Below are 12692 nucleotides of genomic sequence, written 5' to 3'. Positions count from 1 at the left end.
GGATAGGAGGTTTTGTTGTGAATAAAACCAAAGTGGAAAAATCGGCACTACGTGTACTGCTTCTTTTTTCAATAATTTTGCTTCCTTTTTTGCTGAGAAGGCCTCCGATAAAAGATTGGTTGTTAGCGTTTCTTCTTAATGCCTATTCAAATGTTTTGATTGACAAAGTCATTATTCACTCAGGGATGCTTGACTATCCAATTCGTGTCTTACCAAAAAAGTTTAATACGAATATTTTATTCGATCACATTATTTATCCAACGTTCTCAGTGATTGTCAATCAAGTGACAAGATATGATAAGCCGCTTATAAGTGCGCTCAAAATTATTCTGATGGTGCTACCGATTAATTTCATCGAGTTTTTGGCCGAACGGAAAACGGACTTTATAAAATGGAAAAAAGGTTGGAAATGGTATCATTCATTTGTTAGTATGTGTTTGAAGTCAATGTTGAATCGCTATCTTGTTGGGGTGATCAGAATGATTGATCGAAAAAAAAATAGTAACTAGTAGGAATGGATCCGAATAAAGAGACCATTCCTTTTTACTATGATTGGAGACCCTAGGGACGCGGTCTCCTAACCATAAAATATGTCAGTGTAGTAGCGGAATCAAACAATTAGCGGTGGTTAAAGGTGACAAAGATGTGAGTTAGCCATTAGCACATTCATGATCAATTTCTTCGTTGGGCATTCGTTTTAAAAATGCACAAGTGACTTTGCATTTCTCAAGAGTTGTCTCGATCTCACTTCTGACAAGAGTCGAATAAGAAGGCACTGCTTCAAGGCCTTTGTCATTAATGCGGATGAACCGAACTTCTTGGTTATTTGCTTGTGTACGCCATTCTAAATCAATCAAACCTTCTTCAATGAGCGTAGAAACCCCTTTAGTAAAAGTGGTGTAAGAGCATGATAAGCCATAATACAGTTGAATGTTTTTCAGTAATTTTGCAATGCTTACATACTCATCCTCATTTTCAACCTCTTGCCATTTTGTTAGCTCGAGCAACATAAGTAACATCATCGCGTGTTTCGAACGACAAAGTTGGTTTAAGAAATTAGATTCATCTGTTGAGAGATGAACTGGTTTTTTAGATGGCTGCATGTCCTGGCACACGTGTAAGAGGTGCTCTAAGCAGTGCAGCTGTTTTGTGAAAATATCTCTCCACTTATACGTTGTAGAAAAAAGAACTTCTTTGCCAGTAGCACTTAGTTTGTAAGAAGGCGTTTTCAGTGCTGAATTAATCAACAATAGCTCTTGTGTTTCAAGGGAAATAACAAGATTATGAACTTGCGTCTTCAAACTAATCGACTGGTCAAAAAAAGGCACATGAGCGGGTATTGATTCAGCAAGAGAAGAACTATCTCGCTGCCCTAAATAAACTTGCTGAAGGATTAACCATTTTAGCAATTGTTTTCTTGTAACTTTCACATACATCATCCTAAAATTTTTGTATTTTTTTTGCGACTAAAACAGACAAAGTAAGCCATCCCAAAGAAAATAGGGACGGCCTAAATAGACGTTCTATTTATGTTGGTAACCAGGCTGACATCATTTTGAATTGTTCCTCCAAAACCTTAGTCCCTAGGCTTTGCGTCCTACCCTTTCGAATAGTTTGCCTTTTTCAATTTTGTTTGTTTTATCCACCCACAACTGCCATAGTCAAGTGTACATGATGATCAGTGTTAGTTCAAGCGGTTGCCTTCATGACGCCTTTCCTCAATGATTGGTCAAAGGTGTTAAAGCTTTTTGCATGTCAGTTACCGTAGACGGCAAGTCACCTTGATATGTATGCATGATGGAGAAAGTAGAGCGACGAATTAGATTCATTGAAATAGACTAAAAGTATCAAGAGAACGATTGAAGGAGGGATCTAATTCTTTCATTCTCCTAAAGGGAAAAAATGTAAAGTGGAGAAAGCAATAAGGGAAGAGCAGGAGGTGCGGAATGAAAGTAACACTTGATATTGATCAGAATTATGAGCAAACGAGAATGACGATTCACTGCAAAGAAATTGATGACACTGTCAATGAGATTCTTAATTTTATGAAAGCAAAAGAAACGGAATTTCTTATTGGCCGGGAAGGAGAGCGACAGCATATTTTGAAACCGCAAGATATTCACTTTTTTTATACGCAAAAGGACGCGGTATATGCTGTGACCGATAAGGGTGAATTTAAATTAAAGGAGAAATTGTATGAACTTGAGCAGCTGTTAGCGCCGAACCGTTTTGTTCGACTATCTAAATCTGTGATAGCAAACCTAAGAGAATTTAGTCATTTTGAACCTTCCTTTAATGGAACGCTTTGTGTGTTCTTCAAGTCAGGGAAAAAGGAATATGTAACAAGACATTATGTAAAAGCGATTAAAGAAACATTGAAAATGAATAGGAGGGAAACAAACGAATGATTAAACGTTTCGTATTTCAAAGTGTTGTCGGTATTTTATTTGGAGCTTTTCTTGCGGTCATTTCCGTTATGAATGTGGTTTTGATTGGTGATGTGAATCAAGTAGAAGGATCGGTATTTGTAACAAATGCACTAGGGTTGATGTTTTGCGGGTGGTTCTTTGCCGTCACACCGCTTGTTTTTGAGATAAGGAGCTTATCTCTGTCGATGCAAACGCTCGTGCACTTTATGATCGTAACTCTTTTATACTTCCTATTATCTTTTGGAATTGGTTGGATTCAGTTCGATTTGATGAGCGTACTTGCAGGAGTAGGCATCTTTATTCTTATTTATGTATTGATTTGGACTGGATTTTACTTCTACTTTAAAAAGGAAGCGCGAAAGTTGAATGAAGAGTTGAAGCAGTTGTAAGGACGAAAGCATCGTTGAAACGTGATATATATCACATTTCCATACTGGACATTGCTGTATACTGTCATAAGTACTAGGACTATATGACAGTGGAGGGCTTTAAATGAAGTTAAGGGCGAAACTACTTTTGTCTTTTTTATCAATTATCGTCATTTTTGTTGGATTAACACTTTATGCGATCTACAATATGTCAGAGCTGTACGAGGATAGTGTTGAATTGTATCAAGATCAGCTTATTCCTACCGGTTATGTCGCTCAAATGGCGCAATTAGCTGAAAATACGAGAGTGCAAATGACGACTGGTCTCTTATACGAAGATGTGAGTTTAACAGATAGGGCGATCGAAAATTTAGAAAGCATTCAACAACTGCTTACACTGTATGAAGGAACGAATACACAAACCGAGGAAGCAGCAGCGCTTACCCGTTTTGCTGATAACTGGGCTTTGTTTGATGAACGAGTACGGATAAATAGAGAATTGTTTATAGCTGGTAATATCGAGGGGGTACGAGAAGGAATAGCAATTGGTGCTCCTTTATTCCGTGTGGCGCGTGAAGACTTATTGGAGTTGATTGCTGTTAACGAAAGATTAGCGGCTGAGTTGGTCGAGCAAAACGAACAAATGTATCAAGTTAGCCGAATGACGATGCTTATTGGAGGCTTTCTTGCAACAGGGCTTGCTGTAGCAATTACGTTGATTTTAAGTAAGTATTTGTTGAAAACAATTCAGACAGTAAATGGCAGACTGCAAGAAGTCGCTGAAGGTAATTTGAGTGGCGAAGATCTTCATCTTCAAACAAAGGATGAGTTTGCGACGCTTGCTGACGGTGTGAACTCGATGCAACATAGCTTACAACGATTAGTAACGGAAACGGTTGAAGCAACGCAGCAAGTATCGGCTAGTTCGGAACAATTATCAGCGAGTGCTGAACAAAGTACGCATGCAGCTGATCAGCTAGCCGCTTTAGCTCAGCAGTCAGCTGAAGGGTCGGACCAGCAGTTGAACAGCTTAAATGATGTATCCTCGGCAGTCGAACAAATGGCTGCAAGCATTCATCAAATTGCACAAAACAGTGCAGAAATGAGTGCATATTCTGAAGAAGCCGTATCCCAAACGCAATCCGGTACAGAAGCGATCGAACGTGTTGACGAACAAATGCTGAGCATTTCAAACGCTGTTTCCGAAACGTCCCAATCGGTTGAAAGACTAGGTGCAAAGTCGGTTGAAATTGGCAACATCGTCAAATTAATTACCGGCATTGCTGAGCAAACGAATCTTCTTGCCTTAAACGCTGCGATTGAAGCGGCACGTGCAGGCGAGCATGGAAAAGGCTTTGCCGTTGTGGCAGATGAAGTCAGAAAGCTTGCAGAGGAATCAAAGCAATCTGCAGCACAAATCTATGACATGATTACGGAAATTCAAACGGAAACCAACTCAGTGATCACATCAATGCAAGGCGGTGCAGAGCGTGTGCAAGAAGGGCTTGAGACAACAAGCAATGTTACGAGCACATTCGCTGAAATCAAAGAAGCGATTGAATCAGTCACTGTCAAAGTTCAAGAAGTGTCTGCATCGGTTCAAGAAATGGCAAGTGTCAGCGATCATGTTGTCCATTCCATTGAAACGATAAAAACTGTCGCAGAAATGTCAGTTGTCTCAAGTCAAGAGAGTTCAGCAGCATCACAAGAGCAGCTAGCGACGATGGAAGAAATCACCGCCGCGTCGACTTCATTAGCCGAACTTGCAGAAGGTTTGCAACAATCGATTTCTAAGTTTCGAGTGTAAATAGTGAAGTGCCTCAAAAGGTTAAACTTTTGGGGCGCTTCTTCTTTCGGTTGAGGCATGCAGGTGACCATGAAAAAATGATAGAATAAAAGGAGCATGAAAGAGTAGGAGCTGACAAAAACAATGGAACAATTAAGCCTGTTTGGAGACTTTGAAGAAGAGAAAAAGGAAATAAAGCAAGAAACCCTATTGTCGGACAGCCATGTTCCAGCGATTGCAAAATCTCTCGTCCCACACCAAAATGAACTGTTGACCTATTTACAAGAAGGCTATACGGCGAAGCAGTTATGTGATCATCTAATAAAGGAGCGTGGTTTCTCTAGAGAAACATACAGCCAAGGTACGCCAAAGCTCTATCCGATATTAATGATCTACCTTATGCATCTAGTAGACCAAGGTACTCTTCAATTAGAAAAAGTCGATCCGAACGGTGACAGCAACTTTATCGATTATTCTCCTGATTATGTAGGCCAAAAATATGACGCAATTTTCAAAGTGGTATAGGAATTAAAGGTGTTTCGCAACATACTCCGACCAACGTTTGAATAGTACAGCAAAAAACCGTCTCTTTAGACGGTTTTTCTCTTGTCATCGACGTTCTCTCGAATCTTTGGATCAATTGAGTGGAAGTATTGAAGTTGGTGGATGCTTTCTGGCAGTTTTAAGATCGAGTGGTTAACCAGATCGAGCTTGTTCTCGACGCGGTGAAGCAAGTAGAGAGTGACGATGACAGGAAAGCCAAACTCACTTAGAAGTGGCAGCCACATGTCCATTTTCCTTCCTCCTTTCATAAAAGAGTGCGCCATAAAGTCTCACTTTGACCTTATGGCACACGATAATATCGTTTAAATTTCGATTTCTTCGACGGTACGGTCAACGAAGCGGGCTGATTTTTTGCCGACGATTTCTCCGCCAGTTGAAATAAACGCATTCTGCATCACGATGGCATCCATTGCTGCGCTGACTGCCGCTGGATTAGCTGGATGTACCGGGTTATCCAAGGTCAATGTAATGTTTCCACCCATCTCATTTTCAAAAATCAGTTCTAGACGTTTGCTCATTTACCTTCCTCCTTTCCTTTGCCTCGTAGGCTTAAACTAAACTATGAATATTTGTGCGATCAACTTTGATCAAGTCCCATTCTTGAAGAGGCGTTAGGGCAGTGACAACCGCAATAAGCTGTGAATCTGTTGCTGATGTCTTAATGTTTGTGAAGCTTTTTGTCATAAGGATGTCTTTTCCATCATCATCAACGCCATTTCCAAATTGAATGACTAAGCGAGAATTCGTTAGCATGTTTAGCACCTCCTTTCATTTTGTATATATAAGAATTTTTAGAAAGTGTACTAATTTTTTAGGGTAAAATGTTTCATTATTAAATTTGGGGGAATATGGTAATATGAAGGGGTGACAAGATTTTTCGATGATAAAGCTCGTAATCGCTTTCTAAAGGAGGGAAAATATTGGACTTTATCTTTCTATCGCTTGCCATTGCAGCTGCAGGCTATTTCATTGGAGACGGTTTAAAAAATTTTCAAAATCCAAATGCCAAAAATATACTAGAAGCTTTTGATTTTGAGGACGATCCTCAACTTATTAAAGAAAGGGACGTACATCTTTTTATCGGGATATCAAAAGAAGATGCCAAGCAACTTTTGAATGAGTATCCAGACATCCCTCATATTAAATTGAATCATACAATCTACTATCCAAAAGAAAAATTACGAGAGTGGTTGAAAAATGTAGGAGAGGAATAAGTTCATCCGATTCCCATTCGAAACCTCCATCCTAGCTATTAAGCTGAGAAAGGTAGAATGATTCCTTCGCAAAACGAAAAAATAGATTTTGGAGGTGCGAAAATGAAAACCTTTGACCCAAAGGCGATAAGTCAATCCTTTCATTTGGCAGCAGTTGGTATGGCAATCATTGATTTAGAAGGAAGATGGATAGACGTTAATAGAGCCTTTTGCGAGCTAGTCGGCTACTCTGAGGGTGAGTTACTGTTAACAAGTTACTTCGAGCTAAGTAGACCAGATGATGAAGAATTGGAACGCTCTTATTTAGAGCAAATGTGGAGCGACAAGCTACCTTTCTACCAAGTCGAAAAATGCTTCTTTCATAAATCAGGTTATGACATTGTAAGCTCAGTCAATGGTACGTTAGTGTATGATGAGGATAATAATCCTTCATCGATTCTCCTGCAAATACATAATCTTACTCAGATCGACCGTCCAAATAAAGAACAAGCTTATCGTTTTCTTGTTGAGAATACGTTAGATGTCATAGTTCGGTTAACCCCTGAATTGCATTTTCAATATGTAACCCCAAATGCCTTCACGATGTTTGGTTACCATCCAGAGGAGTTAGTTGGTACACCATTTTCACATTTTGTGCATCCTGAAGATATGAAGAAAATCAATGAATCTGGTCTGTTATCTCAATTCTTCAGCCGCTCACTTACGTTTCGTTTTATTAAAAAGGATGGTTCTTTTATATGGATTGAAACGAAATGTAATGATATTTATTCAGAGGGTGAAAAAATAGAAACAATTAGCGTTTTCCGCAATATTAATAAGAGAAATCTAGCTGAAGTCAACCTTCTGAATTCGGAAAAGAAGGTAAGAGCGATCTTTGAGTCAGCCAATGATGCCATTATTGTCGTCGATGAGAAGATGACGATTATCAATTGGAATAAAGCAGCTGAACGATTGTTTGGCTATACGAACCAAGAAGCCGTTGGTCAAAATACAAACTTGATTTTCAAAAGTTGTTCAAAAAGCAAATACATAAATGGAGTAGAACTATATCAGGAATTAGGAGCAGCGAAGAAAACAATAGAAGTTGCTGCTGTTTCTCGAGATGGTACAGAGATTCCGGTAGAAATCACCTTGAGTAGTTGGAAAGTCGACGGTGAGGTGTTTCTAAGTGCAATGGTTCGAGATGTAACGACGCGTAAAAAAACGGAAGAAATCTTACTTAACTCTGAAAAGCTGACAGTAGCGGGTCAGTTTGCAGCAGGAATTGCTCATGAAATTCGTAACCCTCTGACATCGATTAACGGATTCCTACAGCTACTAAGACATGAATTAAGCGAAGAACCTTATTATTTCCCTATTATCATTAAAGAAATTAATCGCATTGAAGTCATATTAAGTGAATTGTTGCTGCTAGCCAAACCACAAAGAACGACCGATCGAAAGGTAGATTTAACCAAGGTTGCGAAGCAAATTGCGACTTTGACCTCGGCCCATGCGACTTTATACGACATCGAAATCATCATGGAAGTGGAAGAAGGTTCATCATACACCCTCCTCGGAGACGAAAACCAGATCAAACAAACATTGATCAACTTTTTAAAAAATGCGATTGAAGCTATGCCGAATGGTGGAGAAGTCAAGCTTCAAATGACCACGAACGAAAGCAATGAGATTGTCATAAAGGTGGTTGATCAAGGAGTCGGGATCCCGCCAGAACAGCTTTCAAAAATTGGTAACCCCTTTTTCACAACGAAAGAAACCGGTACAGGGCTAGGCTTTATGATTAGCAAACAAATTGTCGAAAATCACCAAGGGAAATTAGAAATATTGAGTGAAGTGGACATAGGGACGACGATTGAGATTACCTTCCCACAAGTAACCGTTCAATAATCTTCTACTAGTATTTATTGCTGTGCCTGACGATCAGGTCAAAGCCACGTCAGGCACTTGAAAAAAAACAGTGCAAATAGCGTTTCAAATTCGTGCAATGTCAACGCCCCCAACGGATACACGGTCCTCTTCCTTCCAAGAAAAATCTTCTATCTTTTTACAAATTTTCAGTATATAATAAGCTAGATTTTATTACTTCATTTCCAGGAGGAATGTTATGTGAAAGGCTTATTCATGTCGTTCTTAGTCGTATTAGGTTTTGTTTTTGCTCCAGCTGCAAGCTATGCAGCACCATCTTCTTCTGAACTAGCAATCTATTTAAAAGAAATAGGTTGGTCTAAGCAACAAATGGAAGAACATTTGGATTTCTATGATCTTACCATCAAAGACTTTGAAAGTGTAACGGAACTGAAAAGCTTCTTAGGTCCTGTCTTAACAGAGAAGAATTTAAACAAGCTTTTAGTAGAACATGGTTTAACAAAAGAGGAAGCAACAGCTTTGCTTATTGAATATGGCGAGCTTGAAGAAGGACAAGCGATTTTAGATGTGTATAAGTTTTACGATGATTTAGATTTTGACCTTTATTTTTATAATCTTACTCCGATTACCGATGAAAATTTGCAACAGCTTTTAAACGATTATGAATTAACGATGGATGAGTTGCTCGCTCTATTAGAGGAAAATGGCGATTCTCTAGAATACTATGAATTTATTGAAGACCTCGAGTGGTCTGTAGATTACTATTTATATGGATCTGACATTGATTTTTCTGAAGTAGATGATTTATTTAGCATGATTGGGTTAACAGATAAAGAACTAGAAAGATTGTTCGAACACTTTGCTTCCCTTGATTACGAAAATCCTGCTTTCTTAGAAAAGTTAGAAGAATTAGCGAATCGATTAATGGCGTTTGAAGACTTTGAAGATCCAGCAGACTTAACGGCTGAACAAATTGCAGAGCTTCTTAGTATTTTTAAACAATTACTCGACCTATTTGAGTTAGACGTGAAGTATTATCTTGTAAAAGAAGATGAGAAAAAGCCTGTTTCATTAGAAACGTTGATGACAATGACTACGACAAATGGATATGGGTTGTTAATAGAGTTTTATAACAAACAAGGCGAATTCTTGGCAGATATATTGTTTACAGCAGACATGTTTGGACCTGAAATCATTCAAGAAACAGGAAAAGATTTGAAACAAGTTGAGAAAGTCGTGACAAAAGCGAAAGAAAAACAAGATCAAAAGCCAGTAACGAAAACGGAAAAAGGAGCAAAGTTACCTAAGACTGCTTCTGACTATGTAACAAATACGGCAGCGGGTCTCGCAATCGCATTTGGTGGTTTCCTTCTTTACCGTCGTTTTAAATCAAACCATGCGGCATAAAAAGCTGATTTTCCTACTTATTTGTAGTGCAATCATTGGTTTTGGCTTATGGTTTTCAACAACGAATGCATTTAAATTTGTAAAGGGTTATTATTTGTTTAAAACAGCAGAAAGTGCCGTTGTCGAACCAGTGGAAGTGAATGATCTTGTTGAGGAAGAGGAGAGCGAAGACGAGACAGATCGACCTGCTGACTCTTTGTATCCCCTCCAGCCTGAAAAAGGCGACTTAATGGGAGAACTCTACATTCCAAAGCTTGAAGCAACGTTGCCTATTTACCATGGCACAGACGAAGACGAACTGGAAAAAGGAGTCGGTCACTTTGCGGGCAGTGTGCTGCCGGGTGAAAATGACAATTCCGTCTTGTCCGGGCATCGTGACACGGTGTTTCGCAGACTTGGGGAGGTCGGTGAAAATGACTTGCTCATTGTAAGAACAGGTGCCGGCGAGTTCACGTATAAGGTACGGAAGGTGAGAATTGTTGATGAGGATGACCGTACCGTCATTGTACCTAAGCCGCGTGCGACATTAACAGTGTCGACTTGTTATCCATTTGATTTCATTGGGTCTGCACCAGAGAGGTATATTTTGGTGGCGGAGTTACGAGGAGAATAGAGTGAGCCTGAGCCCCGTTGTAATCGCAACGGGGCTCAAGTGCATGCACAACATAAGTTGTTTTTTTGTCAAAAACCGTGGATTATTACGGTTTTTTCTCGTTTTAAATCGAATTATCGTTAAAATGTATGTATAATAGAAGGATGTAAGAATAATAGATTTTAGCGTGAGGGAGGATCACTACATGATGGAATGGGCGTTATCCATTTTGTTCGGTGTCGCAGTAGCATTACTCGTATTATCATTTGTAAAAGCAAAGAAAACTCAAGAGATAGAGAAGCAAGAAATGGAGCAGTTGTCCATTTCGCTGATGGAAGAGATGCAAGAGTTGCAAAAGCAGCTGCATGACCTTGCGCTCGATAATGAAATTACAGCGCGTGAAGCAGGTGTGAAAAGTGTAGCAACGAAGCAGCGTGCTGTGTTGCGTCAAGTGATTGACTTACATCGCCGTGGCTATTCGTATGAAGGAATTGCCGCTCAAACGACCGCTTCTGAGACAGAAATTAGATTGATGCTTGCTCCTTATATTGAAGCAAAGAACGAAAGGAGACAGGTAGCAAATGAAGGCTAATACATTGCGCAGCTTTGCCGGTGGCCTGATTGTTGCCGCAACGGTGTGTGGTGCGGTATACTTCTTTGGCACAGAAGAAGGACAAGCTAATGAGGCTAGTGTAGCTGTGACGACAGAAGACCTTATAACTGAGCTAGCTGCAGAAGGCTATATGATCCAAACGGAAGAACAGTGGCAGGAGCAGCTTGCTGCGGCAGAACAAGCAATTATTGATGAAATTGTTGTAGAACCTGAAGCTGATGAAGAAGAAAAAGAAGAAGAAGAAAAAGAAGAAGAAGAAGTAAAAGAAGTCGTTATTTACAAAACGATGCTGACAGTGTCTCCTGGGATGACGAGCATTGATGTTGGTGAAGCACTTGTGCGTGCCAACATTATTGATAGTGCGATGAAGTTTTTCAATGAAGTCGAAAAGCGTGACCTCGCCAACGAATTACGTCCAGGGACATTTGAAGTCGATAGCGACATGTCACTTAAAGAAGTAATTAATTTGATCTTCCGTCAATAATAGATAGACCTACCCATATTGGGTAGGTCTTTTTGTTGAATGCTGTTCTCGTAGTGAAATAGAACGAACATGTGGAGAAACGAGTATCCATTTGAAATTACGGACATTACAGCGGCTGCACTCTGAACATGAGGCAACCGCTTTTTCACTTTAAAAACCCTTCCGCTGCTAGCAATAGCAGCTCTTTTTTTCGAAAGGCGGCTAGAGAAGATCGCTCAATTTCACTTAATCTAAGCCTTGTTACAAACGGTTCGCCAAGGTCATAGGAACGCGGGAACTGACAATGAAATCATTCGTATTAAGGCCTTCAACAACTTCATAGCTTTTTCCAGTTGATAAGCCAAGTGTGATGCTTTTTGGAACGAGGAGACCGTCTTTGGCTGTTACGACAAAGGTTTCATCACCAGTATGAAGCAATGTGTTTTGAGGGATAATGATGGCATCTTCAATTTCAGTTTGAATGATGTCAAGATCGACATGGTACCCTATTTTTAATTCAGGCGATTCCGCGTCTAGTTCGACGTAAAAGGGATACATCGTCTCAGTGTCGATTGAAGGTTCCTTCGTTGGAAACTGCGCAATCTCTGAGAGGATGCCGTCTATTGGCTCTTTGTCATGTACAAATACTCGGACGTCAAGTCCTTCTGAAATTTCAAGCGATTCTTCCTCGGTTACTTCGCTTCCTACGATGAAAGGAGATGAGACGATTGTGAGAAAAGGCTCGTTACGATTCGTGTTGATTTCCTTGACAATGCCGGTTACAGGACTAATCACCTCAAGCTGATCGTGCTGTTCTTGTAAAGATGTCAGAGACTGTTCATAGGTTGTTTTTTCGAGCTCAATTTGTTCGATTTGATGTTGTTTCTCGGTGATCTGAATATCATAGAGCGCATTTTGCTGCTCGATTAACGCTTGGTGCTGTTGCGACTCTTCTTCGTCCTCTGTTTGATAGAGTGGTTGCTTCAAACCTGATAAACCATTGATTTCAGTGGCAAGCTGTGAGGACCGAAGCTCTAGTTGTTCAATTTTTGCTTCTAGTTCAGCTGCAGCTGCAAGCATATCGACATTCTCATAGTGGAAGAGGGCTTCTCCAATCTGCACCTCTTGGCCTTCCTCAACATAAATCGACCCAACGGAACCGAAGCGGTCATCGACGTAAACAAACTCTTCCTTACTTGCCGTGATGACGCCGCGTTTTTGCATTGCTTCGACGATGTCGGTTTGGCGAGGGGACTGCAGCTCATCGACAATTTGCAAACGAGCGATTTCATTATCTTCATGCAGGAGCAAGTACATATTTATTCCAATAAATAGCAGAATGCTAGCGAGCAGTATGTATGCTTTCCACCTTTGCAAAGCGTTCACC

16 protein-coding genes and 1 riboswitch are annotated in these 12692 nt (G+C 40.0%); of the genes, 11 read left to right on the top strand and 5 right to left on the bottom strand.

Going from position 1 to position 12692, the window contains the following annotated elements; genetic code table 11:
• Nucleotides 1–17 precede the first annotated feature (17 nt).
• Nucleotides 18–509 carry a CBO0543 family protein gene (locus BkAM31D_RS22200; protein ID WP_084372206.1) on the top strand — a complete coding sequence of 164 codons (492 nt, stop codon included), beginning with the start codon at nt 18–20 and terminating at the stop codon, nt 507–509.
• Between the two features lie 141 nt (nt 510–650).
• Here BkAM31D_RS22200 and BkAM31D_RS22195 read toward each other — a convergent pair whose 3' ends face one another.
• Nucleotides 651–1430, bottom strand: a complete 780-nt coding sequence (locus BkAM31D_RS22195) for a hypothetical protein (RefSeq protein WP_066154773.1) — start codon at nt 1428–1430, stop codon at nt 651–653.
• A 101-nt stretch (nt 1431–1531) separates the two neighbouring features.
• A riboswitch (cyclic di-GMP riboswitch) is annotated at nt 1532–1629 on the bottom strand.
• A 317-nt stretch (nt 1630–1946) separates the two neighbouring features.
• Here BkAM31D_RS22195 and BkAM31D_RS22190 point away from each other — a divergent pair.
• From BkAM31D_RS22190 to BkAM31D_RS22175, 4 genes are all read left to right on the top strand, one after another.
• Complete coding sequence (locus tag BkAM31D_RS22190) at nt 1947–2408, top strand: LytTR family DNA-binding domain-containing protein (protein WP_066154771.1); 462 nt, start codon at nt 1947–1949, stop codon at nt 2406–2408.
• Nucleotides 2405–2818, top strand: a complete 414-nt coding sequence (locus BkAM31D_RS22185; protein ID WP_066154768.1) for a DUF3021 domain-containing protein — start codon at nt 2405–2407, stop codon at nt 2816–2818. The genes BkAM31D_RS22190 and BkAM31D_RS22185 overlap by 4 nt, the downstream gene beginning before the upstream one ends.
• A gap of 103 nt (nt 2819–2921) precedes the next feature.
• Nucleotides 2922–4604: a methyl-accepting chemotaxis protein gene (locus BkAM31D_RS22180; RefSeq protein ID WP_066154765.1), complete on the top strand. Its 1683-nt coding sequence runs from the start codon at nt 2922–2924 to the stop codon at nt 4602–4604.
• A gap of 123 nt (nt 4605–4727) precedes the next feature.
• Nucleotides 4728–5108 carry a DUF3895 domain-containing protein gene (locus BkAM31D_RS22175; protein ID WP_066154762.1) on the top strand — a complete coding sequence of 127 codons (381 nt, stop codon included), beginning with the start codon at nt 4728–4730 and terminating at the stop codon, nt 5106–5108.
• Between the two features lie 65 nt (nt 5109–5173).
• Here BkAM31D_RS22175 and BkAM31D_RS22170 read toward each other — a convergent pair whose 3' ends face one another.
• The 3 genes from BkAM31D_RS22170 to BkAM31D_RS22160 all read right to left on the bottom strand — a co-directional run bounded on the left by BkAM31D_RS22170 (nt 5174) and on the right by BkAM31D_RS22160 (nt 5900).
• Nucleotides 5174–5377 carry a YvrJ family protein gene (locus BkAM31D_RS22170; protein WP_066154758.1) on the bottom strand — a complete coding sequence of 68 codons (204 nt, stop codon included), beginning with the start codon at nt 5375–5377 and terminating at the stop codon, nt 5174–5176.
• A 72-nt stretch (nt 5378–5449) separates the two neighbouring features.
• A complete protein-coding gene (locus BkAM31D_RS22165; protein WP_066154755.1) occupies nt 5450–5665 on the bottom strand; it encodes a DUF2922 domain-containing protein in 216 nt (71 codons plus the stop codon).
• 31 nt (nt 5666–5696) lie between these two features.
• The gene (locus BkAM31D_RS22160) at nt 5697–5900 is read right to left on the bottom strand and encodes a DUF1659 domain-containing protein (RefSeq protein WP_066154752.1); all 204 of its coding nucleotides are present in this window, start codon (nt 5898–5900) and stop codon (nt 5697–5699) included.
• Nucleotides 5901–6067: 167 nt separating this feature from the next.
• Between BkAM31D_RS22160 and BkAM31D_RS22155 the strand changes: the two genes are divergently transcribed.
• The 6 genes from BkAM31D_RS22155 (at nt 6068) to BkAM31D_RS22130 (ending at nt 11326) form a co-directional block, all read left to right on the top strand.
• Complete coding sequence (locus tag BkAM31D_RS22155) at nt 6068–6361, top strand: hypothetical protein (RefSeq protein ID WP_066154749.1); 294 nt, start codon at nt 6068–6070, stop codon at nt 6359–6361.
• Nucleotides 6362–6463: 102 nt separating this feature from the next.
• On the top strand, nt 6464–8251 hold the full coding sequence (locus tag BkAM31D_RS22150; RefSeq protein WP_066154746.1) for a PAS domain S-box protein: 1788 nt from the start codon (nt 6464–6466) through the stop codon (nt 8249–8251).
• A gap of 219 nt (nt 8252–8470) precedes the next feature.
• Complete coding sequence (locus BkAM31D_RS22145; protein WP_066154743.1) at nt 8471–9637, top strand: processed acidic surface protein; 1167 nt, start codon at nt 8471–8473, stop codon at nt 9635–9637.
• The gene (gene srtD, locus BkAM31D_RS22140) at nt 9627–10250 is read left to right on the top strand and encodes a class D sortase, LPxTATN-specific (RefSeq protein WP_066154738.1); all 624 of its coding nucleotides are present in this window, start codon (nt 9627–9629) and stop codon (nt 10248–10250) included. Before BkAM31D_RS22145 ends, srtD begins: the two co-directional genes overlap by 11 nt.
• Before the next feature lie 184 nt (nt 10251–10434).
• A complete protein-coding gene (locus tag BkAM31D_RS22135) occupies nt 10435–10821 on the top strand; it encodes a hypothetical protein (protein WP_235820435.1) in 387 nt (128 codons plus the stop codon).
• A complete protein-coding gene (locus tag BkAM31D_RS22130; protein ID WP_066154735.1) occupies nt 10811–11326 on the top strand; it encodes a hypothetical protein in 516 nt (171 codons plus the stop codon). The genes BkAM31D_RS22135 and BkAM31D_RS22130 overlap by 11 nt, the downstream gene beginning before the upstream one ends.
• A 240-nt stretch (nt 11327–11566) precedes the next feature.
• Here BkAM31D_RS22130 and BkAM31D_RS22125 read toward each other — a convergent pair whose 3' ends face one another.
• On the bottom strand, nt 11567–12682 hold the full coding sequence (locus BkAM31D_RS22125; protein ID WP_085449855.1) for an efflux RND transporter periplasmic adaptor subunit: 1116 nt from the start codon (nt 12680–12682) through the stop codon (nt 11567–11569).
• Nucleotides 12683–12692: the final 10 nt, after the last annotated feature.

The sequence above is a fragment of the Halalkalibacter krulwichiae genome (assembly GCF_002109385.1).
GTDB lineage: Bacteria > Bacillota > Bacilli > Bacillales > Bacillaceae_D > Halalkalibacter > Halalkalibacter krulwichiae.
This window is presented reverse-complemented; position numbering and strand designations above follow the sequence as displayed.